Here is a 14,789-nt window from a genome sequence, read left to right on the forward strand (position 1 = left end):
AGTTTTCCATGCTGGAAGTGCTGGCCGTTTCCCTGAACAAGACCGCGCTGGTCGGTTTCGTCGTCTACCTGATCGGCGCCGTGCTGCTGTTCATGCTGTTTCAGTTCGTCTACACCCGCATCACGCCACACAAAGAGTTCGAGCTGATCCGTTCCGGCAACATCGCCGCCGCCATCGCCCTGTCCGGCGCGATCATCGGCTTTGCGATTCCGGCCAGCAATGTGATCGCGTTTTCGGTCAATGTCCTCGATTTCGTGCTGTGGGCGGTGATCGCCGCCGTCGTGCAACTGCTGGCGTTCCTCGCCACCGGCCTGGTACTCAAGGGCACATCCAGACGCATCGCCAACGGTGAAATCGCCTCGGGTATCTACGTGGCCGCAGTGGCCATCAGCGTCGGCATGCTCAACGCCGCGTGCATGACCCCGTCCAACTGATCGGCAGGAAGCCTTCAATGAAACGCAGCAAGTACGTTCAACTGTCCCTCGCCGCGTCGGTGGCGCTGGCGATTTCCGGCGAGGTTGCCGCGCAGGATCAGCAACGTTTTCAAACGGTCGAGCAGTGCGTCGGCGCCGAAGTGTCCGCCGATGTCTGTTCCAACGCCTACGTCGCGGCATTGACCGAGCACCGACGCATTGCGCCGGCCTACGACGACAAGGCCAAGTGCGACGCAGACTTTGCTGCCGACTGGTGCCAGAAAAACTCCGACGGCCGCTTCGTGCCGAAACTCGGCGGTTTCAAAGTGCCGCAGAACGGCGAGGCGCCACAGGATCTGAATGCGCTCGCCAACGCGCAGATGCCTGCCGGTGAAACCGCCGCCACGCAGAACGTGCAAAGTACTTCCCATTCCTCCGGTGGCGGCGGCGGAGGCAACGGTTGGCTCTCGGGCTGGCTGATCGGCAATGCGATGAGCAACAACGACAACCGCACGGTTTACCGCGACCGTGATACGCGTCAGACCTACAACACCTCGACGCAGTACCGCAAAATCGAATCGGCGCCGTCTACCCGCACCGACAGCAGCTACGATAGCTCTCGAAGCAAACCGGTCAACGTTGCTTCGTCGACGTCCCGTGGCGGTTTCGGCAGCCAGTCTTCCGCTCGCAGCGGTTGGGGCGGCTGGGGCAGTTCAAGCAGCTGACCATGAAGAAGATCCATTGCGCCGAGCGCCCCGACTGGAAACAGACTGCCGAAGGCCTCGGCTTTCTGTTCCACACCATCGACGACGAGCCGTACTGGGACGAAAGCGCCTACTACCAGTTCACGCTCGCGCAGATCGAAAATGATCTGGAGGATCCGACCACGGAACTGCACGAGATGTGCATGGACCTGGTCGATCGCGTGGTGCACAGCGAGGAACTGCTCGATCGCCTGAGCATCCCCTCGCCGTACTACGACATGATCCGAACGTCCTGGATGGAAGGTCATCCGCATCTGTACGGGCGCATGGACTTTTCCTACAACGGCAACGGCCCGGCCAAACTGCTGGAGCTCAACTACGACACGCCGACCAGTCTCTATGAGGCCTCCGCGTTTCAGTGGGGCTGGCTGGAACAATGCATCGAGCGCGGCATGCTGCCGCGCCATGCCGACCAGTTCAACAGCATCGATACCAAGCTGCATCAGGCGTTTGCCGAATTGCAGCTCAAGCGGCCGTTCTACTTTGCCTCGATGAAAGACTCGGTCGAAGACAAGGGCACCACTGATTACCTGCGGCTGATCGCGGAAAAAGTCGGCATCGAATCCCGGCACATCGACATCGAAGACATCGGCCTGACCGCCGAGGGTCGCTTCGTCGACCTCGAGGATCGCTGGATCCCGCATTTGTTCAAGCTGCATGCCTGGGAGTTCATCTTCCACGAACCGTTCGGCGCGGCGATTGCCGAGTGCGATACGCAGTTTTTTGAACCGGCGTGGAAGTCGATCCTGTCGAACAAAGGCGCACTGCCGCTGCTGTGGGAGCTGCACAAGGGACACCCGAACCTGCTCGCGGCGCACCTTGATCCGAATCCGGGCAGTGCCGTGCCCAAGGGCTGGGTACGCAAACCGTACTTCTCCCGCGAAGGCGCCAACATCGAGCTGCAAACGGCGCAAGGTCTGATCGTCAAAGAGGACGGGCCCTACACCGATGCGCCATTCATCCTGCAGGAATTTGCACCATTACCGAAATTCGACGACAGCTACACGCTGATCGGCTCATGGGTGATCGGCGATCAGGCGGCGGGGATTGGCGTGCGGGAGGACAACAGTCTGATCACCAAGGATTCGAGCCGGTTTCTGCCGCACCTGATCCTTGATTGAAAAACCAGCGTCCACAAAAAAGGCCCGTCGTGTTCAGCGACGGGCCTTTTTTATTCAGCGCGGATGCAGCAGCGAATCAGAACGGAATATCGTCATCGAAGCTGTCGAAATCCGGAGCCGGTTGCGGCGCGGCTTGCTGTGGAGCCGGGGCCGGGCGCTGTTGCGGAGCCGACTGCTGCGGGCGTGGAGCCTGCTGACGTGGAGCCTGCTGCTGGTAGTTGTTGCCACCGCCTTGTTGGTCGCCCTGTTGTGGACGGCCGCCGAGCAGTTGCATGGTGCCTTGCATGTCGACCACGATTTCGGTGGTGTAACGCTTGATACCGTCTTTTTCCCACTCGCGGGTCTGCAGCTTGCCTTCGATGTACACCTGCGAACCTTTACGCAGGTATTCGCCGGCGATTTCGGCAACCTTGCCGAACATCGAAACACGGTGCCATTCGGTCTTCTCGACCTTCTGACCGGTTTGCTTGTCGGTCCACTGTTCGCTGGTTGCCAGACTCAGGTTGGTCACGGCGTTACCGTTAGGCAGGTAGCGAACTTCGGGATCCTGGCCGCAAGTGCCGACCAATATGACTTTGTTAACCCCACGGGCCATAACGTTCTCCTAGGCTTCGCAAGCAGCCTCGGCCGGGTTGTTCACCAGGCGTTCGAGGGTGTCGCGATCCACTAATTCTTTGTCCAGTTTGATGTAAACAGCCGCTTCATCAGCGACTATCACTGCATCTGTTACCCCTACGAGGGCCTTGAGGCGCTCGACCAGACCCGCTTCGCGGATCGCCTCGGGCGACAACGGCAAGCGCAGGCTCGTCACGTAGGGAGGTTCGCGCATGGTAACAGCAAAGGCCAGCCAGATGGCAGCCAGACCGGCACATCCGAGGAACACAACCGACAGACCGCCATGCTGAAACAGCCAGCCGCCGAGTATCCCGCCGAGTGCCGAACCGAGGAACTGGCTGGTGGAATACACGCCCATCGCCGTGCCCTTCCCGCCTGCCGGTGAAACCTTGCTGATCAACGACGGCAACGAAGCTTCCAGCAGATTGAACGCGGTGAAAAACACCACCGTGCCGATCACCAGCGCCCGCAAGCTGTCACCGAACTGCCAGAAGAATAGCTCAGTGAGCATCAACGTCAGGACGGCGCCGAGCAAAATTCGTTTCATTTTGCGTTTCTTCTCGCCGTAGATAATGAACGGGATCATGGCGAAGAAGGAAATCAGCAGCGCCGTCAGGTAGACCCACCAGTGTTGCTCCTTGGGCAGCCCGGCTTTTTCCACCAGAGCCAGCGGCAAGGCAACGAAGCTCGACATCAACATGGCATGTAACACAAAGATGCCCAAGTCCAGGCGCAGCAGATCCGGATGCTTGAGCGTCGGCATCAAGGCCTGACGCGCCACGCCGGACTCACGATGCTGCAACGGTCCGGTGGACTTCGGCACCATGAACATGATGATCAGGATGCCTACCAGCGCCATGCCGCCTGTGGCAAGAAACAGTCCGGACAAACCGAATGCGCGGGTCAACAGCGGACCGACGACCATCGCCACGGCGAACGACAGCCCGATGGTCATGCCGATCATGGCCATGGCCTTGGTGCGATGCTGTTCGCGGGTCAGGTCGGAGAGCAACGCCATGACCGCGGCGGAAATCGCCCCGGCGCCCTGCAGGATACGACCGGCGATCACGCCCCAGATCGAATCGGCCTGAGAGGCCAGCACACTGCCGAGGGCAAACACGATCAAGCCGATATAAATCACCGGACGACGGCCGATGCGGTCGGAAATGATCCCGAACGGAATCTGAAAAATCGCCTGGGTCAGGCCATAGGCACCGATGGCCAGGCCGATCAGGGCCGGAGTCGCTCCCGCCAGATCCATGCCGTAGGTCGCCAGTACCGGCAACACCATGAACATGCCAAGCATACGGAAGGCGAACACCAGGGCCAGACCGCTTGCCGCGCGGGTCTCGCTGCCACTCATGCGTTCGCTGTGGGGATCGTGCATGGAAAAACCTCGTGTGAACCGGCGGCGATTCTACCAGTCCCATCGAAAGACGGGGTATATCGCGACGCTATGACGCGTATAGATGAAACTCTCTTCATCCAAGGTAAAAAACCCTTCGTTTGATAGTGTGCATCCATCCAGTATTTGGCCGTATACTCCTACGTTTTCGACGCCCGCCGAGCGAGGCCACTTTGGACAAGATCCTGATACGTGGGGCCCGTACCCACAACCTGAAGAACATCGACCTGACCCTGCCACGGGACAAACTGATCGTCATCACCGGCCTCTCCGGATCCGGCAAATCGTCCCTGGCCTTCGACACACTGTACGCCGAAGGTCAACGCCGCTATGTCGAATCGCTGTCGGCCTATGCCCGACAGTTCCTGTCGATGATGGAAAAACCCGACGTCGACACCATCGAAGGTTTGTCGCCGGCGATCTCCATCGAACAGAAATCGACCTCGCACAACCCGCGATCCACGGTTGGCACCATCACCGAAATCTACGACTACCTGCGCCTGCTTTATGCACGCGTGGGTACGCCGCGCTGCCCGGATCACGATATTCCGCTGGAAGCGCAAACCGTCAGCCAGATGGTCGACCTGGTGCTGGCTCAGCCGGAGGGCAGCAAACTGATGCTGCTGGCGCCGGTGATCCGCGAGCGTAAAGGCGAACACTTGTCAGTGTTCGAAGAGCTGCGCGCCCAGGGTTTCGTCCGTGCGCGGGTCAACGGTCGCATTTGCGAGCTCGACGAACTGCCGAAACTGGACAAGCAGAAGAAGCACTCGATCGATGTGATCGTCGACCGCTTCAAGGTCCGCGCCGACCTGCAGCAGCGCCTGGCCGAGTCGTTCGAGACCGCACTGAAACTGGCGGACGGCATCGCCCTGGTCGCGCCGATGGACGATGAGCCGGGCGAGGAGATGATCTTCTCCGCGCGCTTCGCCTGCCCGATCTGCGGCCACGCCATCAGCGAGCTGGAACCCAAGCTGTTCTCCTTCAATAACCCGGCCGGCGCCTGCCCGACCTGCGATGGCCTGGGCGTGAAGCAGTTTTTCGACATCAAGCGCCTGGTCAACGGTGAACTGACCTTGGCCGAAGGCGCGATTCGCGGCTGGGACAGGCGCAACGTCTATTACTTCCAGATGCTCGGCTCACTGGCCGCGCACTACGGCTTCAGCCTGGAGAAGCCGTTCAACGAACTGCCGGCCGATCAACAGAAATACATCCTTCACGGCAGCGGCTCGCAGAACGTCGACTTCAAGTATCTGAACGACCGTGGCGACATCGTCAAACGTTCGCACCCGTTCGAAGGCATCGTGCCGAATCTGGAACGCCGCTACCGCGAAACCGAATCGGCCAGCGTGCGTGAAGAGCTGGCCAAGTTCCTCAGCACCCAGGCCTGCCCGGACTGCCGTGGCACCCGCCTGCGTCGTGAAGCGCGGCACGTGTGGGTAGGCGAGAAAACCCTGCCGGCGGTGACCAACCTGCCGATCGGCGATGCCTGCGAGTACTTCGGCGAGCTGAAGATGACCGGGCGACGTGGCGAGATCGCCGACAAGATCCTCAAGGAAATCCGCGAACGCCTGCAGTTCCTGGTCAACGTCGGCCTCGACTATCTGTCGCTCGATCGCAGCGCTGACACTCTGTCCGGCGGTGAGGCGCAGCGGATTCGTCTGGCCAGCCAGATCGGCGCCGGTCTGGTCGGGGTACTGTACATCCTCGACGAACCGTCCATCGGTCTGCACCAGCGCGATAACGACCGGCTGCTCGGCACCCTCAAGCACCTGCGCGATATCGGCAACACCGTGATCGTGGTCGAACACGACGAAGACGCGATTCGTCTGGCTGACTATGTGGTCGATATCGGCCCAGGGGCCGGTGTGCATGGCGGGCAGATCGTTGCCGAAGGCACGCCTGCAGAAGTCATGGCGCACCCGGATTCCCTGACCGGCAAATACCTGTCGGGCCGGGTCAAGATCGAAGTGCCGGCCAAACGCACACCGCGCAACAAAAAGCTGACGCTGTCGCTCAAGGGCGCACGCGGCAACAACTTGCGCAATGTCGATCTGGAAATTCCGATCGGTCTGCTGACCTGCGTGACCGGCGTTTCCGGCTCGGGCAAATCGACGCTGATCAACAACACGCTATTCCCGTTGAGCGCTACCGCCCTCAATGGAGCGACCACGCTGGAAGCGGCCGCGCACGACAGCATCAAGGGCCTGGAGCATCTCGACAAAGTCGTCGATATCGACCAGAGCCCTATCGGCCGTACTCCGCGCTCCAACCCGGCGACTTACACCGGGCTGTTCACCCCGATCCGCGAACTGTTCGCTGGCGTGCCTGAGTCGCGCTCCCGTGGTTACGGCCCGGGACGCTTCTCGTTCAACGTCAAGGGCGGTCGCTGCGAGGCGTGTCAGGGCGACGGTTTGATCAAAGTCGAAATGCACTTCCTGCCGGACATCTACGTGCCGTGCGACGTGTGCAAGAGCAAGCGCTACAACCGCGAAACCCTTGAGATCAAATACAAGGGCAAGAGCATCCACGAAACCCTCGAGATGACCATCGAGGAAGCCCGGGAGTTCTTCGACGCGGTGCCGGCGCTGGCGCGCAAGCTGCAGACGTTGATGGACGTAGGCCTGTCGTACATCAAGCTCGGGCAATCGGCGACCACGCTGTCTGGCGGCGAGGCGCAGCGGGTCAAGCTGTCGCGCGAGCTGTCCAAGCGTGACACCGGCAAGACCCTGTACATCCTCGATGAGCCGACCACTGGCCTGCACTTCGCGGATATCCAGCAATTGCTCGATGTGCTGCACCGCTTGCGCGACCACGGCAACACCGTGGTAGTGATCGAACACAACCTGGACGTGATCAAGACTGCCGACTGGCTGGTCGACCTGGGGCCGGAGGGCGGCTCCAAGGGTGGGCAGATCATCGCCACCGGCACCCCGGAGGAAGTGGCCGAGATGAAGCAGTCTCACACCGGCCATTACCTCAAGCCGCTGTTGATTCGCGATCGAGCCTGATCGCCGGGCATGAAAAAGCCCCTGTCACTTCAACCGTGACAGGGGCTTTTTTGTATCTGGCAATCAGGTGTGGGATTGCAGGTAATTCTCGAGACCGATGAGTTTGATCAGGCCCAACTGCTTTTCCAGCCAGTAGGTGTGATCTTCTTCGGTGTCGTTGAGTTGAATGCGCAGGATCTCGCGACTGACATAATCCTTGTGCTGCTCGCACAGCTCAATGCCTTTGCACAGTGCGGCGCGGACTTTGTACTCGAGACGCAGATCGGCTTCGAGCATCTCCGGTACGGTGGTGCCGACGTCCAGATCGTCCGGACGCATGCGCGGCGTGCCTTCGAGCATCAGGATCCGACGCATCAGCGCATCGGCGTGGCCGGCCTCTTCTTCCATCTCGTGGTTGATTCGTTCGTAGAGCTTGGTGAAACCCCAGTCCTCATACATCCGCGAGTGCACAAAATATTGGTCACGCGCGGCCAGTTCGCCGGTCAGCAACGTGTTGAGGTAATCGATAATGTCTGGGTGGCCCTGCATCGCCCTACATCTCCCTGCTTGAAAGTCTGTAGTTTGAACCAAGCTGACCCGAAGGTCACCCCGTTTTGCGCAATAAAATCGAAGATATTCTGAGAAAAGCGGCCTAAATAACGCAAAAACCGCCCTAATGAGGGCGGTTCTGCTTCTCGTTTAGACTTCGTTAAGCTGTACGTTGAGCAGCTTTGCGATTGCTTCTCCATACGCCGGATCGGCTTTGTAGAAATGCTGCAACTGACGGTCAACCACATCCGGCGAAACACCGCTCATGGCGCCGGCAATATTGCTGACCAGCAAGGCTTTCTGCTCATCGCTCATCAGACGGAACAGAGCACCAGCGTGACTGTAGTAATCGGTGTCTTCGCGATGATCGTAACGGTCAGCAGCACCGCTCAAGGCCAATGCAGGCTCAGCGTAGTGCGGCGCTTGCTTTGGCGATTCGATGTAGCTGTTCGGCTCGTAGTTTGGTGCAGCGCCACCATTGCTGCCGAAAGCCATCGAGCCATCACGCTGATAGGTGTTCACCGCGCTACGTGGGGCATTCACCGGCAATTGCTGGTGGTTGGTGCCGACACGGTAGCGGTGCGCATCCGCATAGGCGAAGACGCGGCCTTGCAGCATGCGATCCGGCGACAGACCAACACCCGGCACCATGTTGCTCGGGCCAAATGCAGCCTGCTCAACTTCAGCGAAGTAATTCATCGGGTTGCGGTTCAACTCCAACTCACCGACTTCGATCAACGGGAACTCTTTCTGCGACCAGGTCTTGGTCACGTCGAACGGGTTCTCGTAGTGAGCTGCAGCCTGTGCCTCGGTCATGATCTGAATGCACACACGCCATTTCGGGAAGTCACCACGCTCGATGGCCTCGAACAGGTCACGCTGGGCGTAATCCGGATCGGTGCCCGCCAGACGCGCAGCATCGGCCGGCGCCAGGTTCTTGATGCCCTGTTTGGTTTTGTAGTGCCACTTCACCCAGTGGCGCTCACCTTTGGCATTGATCAGGCTATAGGTGTGGCTGCCGAAGCCGTGCATGTGACGGTAGCCGTCGGGAATGCCGCGATCGGAAAACAGAATGGTCACCTGGTGCAGCGCTTCCGGCGAATGCGACCAGAAGTCCCACATCATCTGGGCGCTTTTCAGGTTGCTCTGCGGCAGACGTTTCTGGGTGTGGATAAAGTCGGGAAACTTCAGTGGATCACGAATGAAGAACACTGGGGTGTTGTTACCAACGATGTCCCAGTTGCCTTCCTCGGTGTAGAACTTCAGGGCGAAGCCGCGCGGATCGCGCTCGGTGTCGGCCGAACCACGCTCGCCACCAACGGTGGAGAACCGCAGGAACGTCGGGGTTTGCTTGCCGACAGACTCGAACAATTTGGCGCTGGTGTACTCGGTGATGTCGCGAGTCACGGTGAACGTACCGTAAGCACCCGAACCCTTGGCGTGCACACGACGCTCAGGAATGTTTTCACGGTTGAAGTGGGCAAGCTTCTCGATCAGATGAAAATCGTCGAGCAGCAGCGGGCCACGAGGGCCGGCGGAGCGAGAATTCTGGTTATCCGCGACAGGTGCGCCACTGGCGGTCGTAAGCGTTTTGATCTGGCTCATACGGTCTTCTTCCTCTGTCAGTCTTGAAACTGCCGGCTAATCGGCTTGCTGAGAAGTATTGATCATCAATGTGACACCTACAAATTCATTAACTTGTAGTCATCGATAGATAATTACTAATTATGTTTCCCGGCACATAGTGACAACAGAACAATGTCAGAAGCTTGTACGAACAGCGCGTTTTCTTACGGGCACAAAAAACCGGGCACTAGGCCCGGTTTTTCGTTTCAGACTGACGTCTTACTCGGCGGATACAGCTTCGCCAGCAGTAGCACGATCAACCAACTCGACGTACGCCATAGGCGCGTTGTCGCCAGCGCGGAAACCGCACTTGAGGATGCGCAGGTAGCCACCCTCACGGGTAGCGTAACGCTTGCCCAGGTCGTTGAAGAGCTTACCAACGATAGCTTTCGAACGAGTACGGTCGAAAGCCAGACGGCGGTTAGCCAGGCTGTCTGTCTTGGCCAGAGTGATCAGCGGCTCGGCAACGCGGCGCAGTTCTTTGGCTTTTGGCAGAGTAGTCTTGATCAGCTCGTGCTCGAACAGCGACACCGCCATGTTCTGGAACATGGCCTTGCGGTGCGAGCTGGTGCGGCTCAGGTGACGCCCACTTTTACGATGACGCATGGTTCATTCCTTACCAAACACTACGTTCGGTGATTACGACGATCAGGCAGTCGCCTTGTCGTCCTTCTTAAGACTTGCAGGCGGCCAGTTGTCGAGGCGCATGCCGAGGGACAGACCGCGGGAGGCCAGAACGTCCTTGATTTCAGTCAAGGATTTCTTGCCCAGGTTCGGAGTCTTCAACAGCTCTACTTCGGTACGCTGAATCAGGTCACCGATGTAGTAGATGTTTTCCGCCTTAAGGCAGTTAGCCGAACGTACAGTCAGTTCCAGATCGTCAACCGGGCGAAGCAGGATCGGATCGATCTCGTCTTCCTGCTCGACAACCACTGGCTCACTGTCACCTTTGAGGTCGACGAACGCAGCCAACTGCTGTTGCAGGATGGTTGCAGCGCGGCGGATAGCCTCTTCAGGATCCAGGGTACCGTTGGTTTCCAGATCAATAACCAGCTTGTCCAGGTTGGTGCGCTGCTCGACACGGGCGTTTTCCACCACGTATGCGATACGGCGAACCGGGCTGAACGAAGAGTCGAGCTGCAAGCGACCAATGCTGCGGCTTTCGTCTTCATCGCTCTGACGCGAGTCGGCTGGTTCATAACCACGACCACGAGCTACGGTGAGCTTCATGTTCAGGGCGCCGTTAGACGCCAGGTTAGCGATTACGTGATCGGGATTAACGATCTCGACATCATGATCCAGCTGAATATCGGCAGCGGTAACCACCCCCGAACCCTTCTTCGACAAGGTCAGCGTAACTTCGTCACGACCGTGCAGCTTGATGGCCAGACCTTTAAGGTTCAACAGGATTTCAATTACGTCTTCCTGTACACCTTCGATGGCGCTGTACTCGTGGAGCACACCGTCAATCTCGGCCTCGACTACTGCGCAGCCGGGCATTGAGGACAACAGGATGCGGCGCAGCGCGTTGCCCAGGGTGTGGCCAAAACCACGCTCGAGAGGCTCGAGAGTGATCTTGGCGCGGGTTGGACTGACAACCTGCACATCAATATGGCGGGGTGTCAGGAACTCATTTACCGAAATCTGCATGGATGCACCTATTTTCTAGCCCTTACTTGGAGTAGAGCTCGACAATCAGGCTTTCGTTGATGTCGGCGGACAGATCACTGCGAGCAGGAACGTTCTTGAAAACGCCCGACTTCTTCTCAGTGTCTACTTCTACCCATTCTACGCGGCCACGTTGGGCACACAGATCGAGAGCTTGGACAATGCGAAGTTGGTTTTTTGCTTTCTCGCGAACTGCAACCACGTCACCAGCACGAACCTGATACGACGGAACGTTTACGGTCTGACCGTTAACGCTGATCGACTTGTGCGATACCAGCTGACGGGATTCGGCACGAGTCGAACCAAAGCCCATACGGTATACAACGTTGTCCAGACGGCATTCGAGCAGTTGCAGCAGGTTTTCACCGGTTGCACCTTTCTTGCCAGCAGCTTCTTTGTAGTAGCCGCTGAACTGACGCTCGAGAACGCCGTAGATACGACGGACCTTCTGCTTTTCACGCAGTTGGGTGCCGTAGTCGGACTGGCGACCGCGGCGTTGGCCGTGGATACCAGGTGCTGCTTCAATGTTGCACTTCGATTCGATCGCGCGCACGCCGCTCTTCAGGAAGAGATCGGTGCCTTCGCGACGAGCGAGTTTGCATTTTGGACCAATGTAACGAGCCATTCTTTACAATCTCCTGGATTACACGCGGCGCTTCTTCGGCGGACGGCACCCGTTGTGCGGGATTGGCGTCACGTCGGTGATGCTGGCGATCTTGTAGCCACAGCCGTTCAAAGCGCGGACTGCGGATTCACGACCTGGACCTGGGCCCTTGACGTTAACATCAAGGTTTTTCAGGCCGTATTCCAGCGCAGCTTGACCAGCACGTTCAGCAGCTACTTGAGCAGCAAACGGGGTGGACTTGCGGGAACCGCGGAAACCCGAACCACCGGAGGTAGCCCAGGAAAGAGCGTTACCTTGACGGTCGGTAATGGTCACGATGGTGTTGTTAAAAGAAGCATGGATGTGGGCGATGCCATCAACCACTGTCTTTTTAACTTTTTTACGAGGACGAGCAGCAGGTTTTGCCATGATTAAATTCCTGTCGATTCGCTGGGGCGATTACTTGCGGATCGGCTTACGCGGACCTTTACGGGTACGCGCGTTGGTCTTGGTACGCTGACCGCGCACTGGAAGACCGCGACGATGACGCAGACCGCGATAGCAACCGAGGTCCATCAAGCGCTTGATTTTCATGTTGATTTCGCGACGCAGGTCACCTTCAGTGGTGAACTTCGCCACTTCGCCACGCAGCTGTTCAATTTGCTCGTCGCTCAGATCTTTGATCTTTGCTGCTGGGTTTACCCCAGTGTCTGCACAGATTTTCTGTGCAGTAGTGCGACCGACACCATAGATGTAGGTCAGCGAGATAACAGTATGCTTGTTATCTGGAATGTTAACGCCTGCAATACGGGCCATTCAGTGGGACTCCAATTGACAGCTACCTACGCCCCGGAAGCCAAGAAATAGGGCGCGAGATAATATCGCTGTAATAACAAATAATCAACCCGGCAGCGCACTAGCTGCCGGGCTTGAAGCACAATCACACTCAGCCTTGGCGCTGTTTGTGACGCGGTTCCGCGCTGCAAATTACTCGAACAACACCTTCGCGGCGAATAATCTTGCAGTTACGGCACAGCTTTTTCACCGATGCACGAACTTTCATCACCAACTCCTCGAACCTTATGGGTACTCAGCGCAACATGCCGCTGCCGTAACCCTTCAGGTTGGCTTTCTTCATCAGGGATTCGTACTGGTGCGAAACGAGGTGCGATTGTACTTGGGACATGAAGTCCATCACAACCACGACCACGATCAGCAACGAGGTCCCGCCAAGGTAGAACGGAACGTTTGCTGCAACCACCAGGAACTGGGGCAACAAGCACACGGCCGTCATGTAAAGAGCACCGAACATGGTCAAGCGAGTCAGAACGCCATCAATGTAGCGCGCAGACTGCTCACCTGGACGGATGCCCGGAATAAAGGCACCGGACTTCTTCAGGTTTTCCGCTACGTCTTTCGGATTGAACATCAACGCCGTATAGAAGAAGCAGAAGAAAATAATCCCTGCACTAAACAGCAGAATATTCAACGGCTGACCAGGAGCGATCGACTGCGAGATGTCCTGCAACCAGCCCATACCTTCAGACTGACCAAACCAGGCACCCAACGAAGCCGGGAACAGCAAAATGCTGCTCGCGAAAATAGCCGGAATAACACCGGCCATGTTCACCTTCAGCGGCAAGTGGCTCGTCTGCGCAGCAAAAACCTTGCGGCCCTGCTGACGCTTGGCGTAGTGAACAGCAATACGACGCTGACCACGCTCAATGAACACCACAAAACCGATAATCGCTACTGCCAGCAAACCGATGGCAACCAAGGCGAAAATATTGATATCACCCTGACGTGCAGACTCGAAAGACTGCCCGATCGCTCTCGGAAGACCGGCGACGATACCCGAAAAAATCAACATCGAGATACCGTTGCCTACACCACGCTCAGTAATCTGCTCACCCAGCCACATCATGAACATCGCACCAGCCACAAACGTGGATACCGCGACGAAATGGAAGCCAAAGTCACCAGTGAACGCAACGCCCTGCCCCGCCAGACCAATGGACATGCCAATAGCCTGAACGAGAGCGAGAACGACGGTGCCGTAGCGGGTGTACTGGCTGATCTTGCGACGGCCAGCTTCACCTTCCTTCTTCAACTGCTCCAACTGCGGGCTGACGGCGGTCATCAGTTGCATGATGATCGATGCCGAAATGTACGGCATGATCCCCAGTGCAAAGATGCTCATCCGCTCCAGCGCGCCGCCGGAGAACATGTTGAACAAGCTAAGAATGGTCCCCTCATTCTGTCGAAACAGGTCTGCGAGTCGGTCCGGGTTGATACCTGGAACCGGGATGTGTGCGCCTATTCGGTAGACGATAATCGCCAGGAATAGAAAACGCAGACGAGCCCAGAGTTCAGACATACCGCCTTTGCCGAGCGCAGAGAGAGCACCTTGCTTAGCCATTTATTCCTCGAACTTGCCGCCAGCTGCTTCGATAGCCGCACGCGCACCTTTGGTGGCGCCGATTCCCTTGCCGATAGTGACAGCGCGAGTCACTTCACCGGACAGCATGATTTTCACACGCTGTACGTTGACGTTGATCACGTTGGCATCTTTCAGGGACTGCACGGTGACGATGTCGCCTTCCACTTTAGCCAGCTCGGACAGACGCACTTCTGCGCGATCCATGGCTTTCAGGGAAACGAAACCGAACTTCGGCAGACGACGATGCAGCGGCTGTTGACCGCCTTCAAAGCCTGGAGCAATGGTGCCACCGGAACGGGAGGTTTGACCTTTGTGGCCACGGCCACCAGTCTTACCCAAACCGCTACCGATACCACGGCCCGGACGATGCTTTTCGCGACGGGAACCCGGCGCTGGACTCAGATCATTGAGTTTCATCGATTAACCCTCGACACGCAGCATGTAGTAGGCCTTGTTGATCATCCCGCGATTCTCGGGAGTATCCTGGACTTCTACAGTGTGACCGATGCGACGCAGACCCAGACCCTTAACGCACAGTTTGTGGTTAGGGATGCGGCCGGTCATGCTTTTGATCAGCGTTACTTTAACGGTAGCCAT

17 protein-coding genes are annotated in these 14,789 nt (G+C 57.9%); 4 read left to right on the top strand and 13 right to left on the bottom strand.

The window, feature by feature from the left end; translation table 11 throughout:
* The first annotated feature begins 8 nt into the window (after positions 1-8).
* From QMK55_RS10050 to QMK55_RS10060, 3 genes are read left to right on the top strand one after another with little or no spacing between them, the layout of a single operon-like run.
* Entirely contained in the window at positions 9-434 is a 426-nt protein-coding gene (locus QMK55_RS10050; RefSeq protein WP_025109509.1) for a DUF350 domain-containing protein, read from the top strand.
* Positions 435-451: 17 nt separating this feature from the next.
* Positions 452-1,138, top strand: coding sequence for a DUF1190 domain-containing protein (locus QMK55_RS10055; RefSeq protein ID WP_102354609.1), 687 nt, complete (start codon positions 452-454; stop codon positions 1,136-1,138).
* A 2-nt stretch (positions 1,139-1,140) separates the two neighbouring features.
* A complete protein-coding gene (locus QMK55_RS10060; RefSeq protein ID WP_102354610.1) occupies positions 1,141-2,298 on the top strand; it encodes a glutathionylspermidine synthase family protein in 1,158 nt (385 codons plus the stop codon).
* A 76-nt stretch (positions 2,299-2,374) separates the two neighbouring features.
* Here the strand turns inward: QMK55_RS10060 and QMK55_RS10065 are convergent, their stop codons facing one another.
* A complete protein-coding gene (locus QMK55_RS10065; protein ID WP_007966163.1) occupies positions 2,375-2,893 on the bottom strand; it encodes a single-stranded DNA-binding protein in 519 nt (172 codons plus the stop codon).
* Positions 2,894-2,902: 9 nt separating this feature from the next.
* Entirely contained in the window at positions 2,903-4,300 is a 1,398-nt protein-coding gene (locus QMK55_RS10070; RefSeq protein WP_025109506.1) for an MFS transporter, read from the bottom strand.
* A gap of 191 nt (positions 4,301-4,491) precedes the next feature.
* Here QMK55_RS10070 and uvrA point away from each other — a divergent pair, with 191 nt between their 5' ends.
* Positions 4,492-7,326 (top strand): excinuclease ABC subunit UvrA, encoded by a 2,835-nt coding sequence (uvrA, locus tag QMK55_RS10075; RefSeq protein ID WP_025109505.1) that lies wholly within the window; start codon positions 4,492-4,494, stop codon positions 7,324-7,326.
* A 63-nt stretch (positions 7,327-7,389) separates the two neighbouring features.
* Here uvrA and bfr read toward each other — a convergent pair whose 3' ends face one another.
* From bfr to rpmD, 11 genes are all read right to left on the bottom strand, one after another.
* Entirely contained in the window at positions 7,390-7,854 is a 465-nt protein-coding gene (bfr, locus tag QMK55_RS10080) for a bacterioferritin (protein ID WP_320329122.1), read from the bottom strand.
* A 150-nt stretch (positions 7,855-8,004) separates the two neighbouring features.
* Positions 8,005-9,459 carry a catalase gene (locus tag QMK55_RS10085; protein ID WP_102354611.1) on the bottom strand — a complete coding sequence of 485 codons (1,455 nt, stop codon included), beginning with the start codon at positions 9,457-9,459 and terminating at the stop codon, positions 8,005-8,007.
* Positions 9,460-9,699: 240 nt separating this feature from the next.
* A complete protein-coding gene (gene rplQ / locus QMK55_RS10090; protein WP_003176402.1) occupies positions 9,700-10,086 on the bottom strand; it encodes a 50S ribosomal protein L17 in 387 nt (128 codons plus the stop codon).
* A 42-nt stretch (positions 10,087-10,128) separates the two neighbouring features.
* A complete protein-coding gene (locus tag QMK55_RS10095; RefSeq protein ID WP_003186012.1) occupies positions 10,129-11,130 on the bottom strand; it encodes a DNA-directed RNA polymerase subunit alpha in 1,002 nt (333 codons plus the stop codon).
* Between the two features lie 22 nt (positions 11,131-11,152).
* Entirely contained in the window at positions 11,153-11,773 is a 621-nt protein-coding gene (gene rpsD, locus QMK55_RS10100; protein ID WP_003176404.1) for a 30S ribosomal protein S4, read from the bottom strand.
* A gap of 18 nt (positions 11,774-11,791) precedes the next feature.
* On the bottom strand, positions 11,792-12,181 hold the full coding sequence (gene rpsK / locus QMK55_RS10105; protein WP_002555466.1) for a 30S ribosomal protein S11: 390 nt from the start codon (positions 12,179-12,181) through the stop codon (positions 11,792-11,794).
* A 30-nt stretch (positions 12,182-12,211) separates the two neighbouring features.
* Entirely contained in the window at positions 12,212-12,568 is a 357-nt protein-coding gene (rpsM, locus tag QMK55_RS10110) for a 30S ribosomal protein S13 (RefSeq protein WP_008374135.1), read from the bottom strand.
* 130 nt (positions 12,569-12,698) lie between these two features.
* A complete protein-coding gene (gene rpmJ, locus QMK55_RS10115) occupies positions 12,699-12,815 on the bottom strand; it encodes a 50S ribosomal protein L36 (protein WP_002555468.1) in 117 nt (38 codons plus the stop codon).
* A gap of 27 nt (positions 12,816-12,842) precedes the next feature.
* Positions 12,843-14,171 carry a preprotein translocase subunit SecY gene (gene secY, locus QMK55_RS10120; protein WP_003228718.1) on the bottom strand — a complete coding sequence of 443 codons (1,329 nt, stop codon included), beginning with the start codon at positions 14,169-14,171 and terminating at the stop codon, positions 12,843-12,845.
* Entirely contained in the window at positions 14,172-14,609 is a 438-nt protein-coding gene (gene rplO, locus QMK55_RS10125) for a 50S ribosomal protein L15 (RefSeq protein WP_003228720.1), read from the bottom strand. It lies immediately after the preceding gene.
* A 3-nt stretch (positions 14,610-14,612) separates the two neighbouring features.
* Positions 14,613-14,789, bottom strand: a complete 177-nt coding sequence (gene rpmD, locus QMK55_RS10130; protein WP_003176408.1) for a 50S ribosomal protein L30 — start codon at positions 14,787-14,789, stop codon at positions 14,613-14,615.

The sequence above is a fragment of the Pseudomonas sp. P8_229 genome, assembly GCF_034008635.1.
GTDB lineage: Bacteria > Pseudomonadota > Gammaproteobacteria > Pseudomonadales > Pseudomonadaceae > Aquipseudomonas.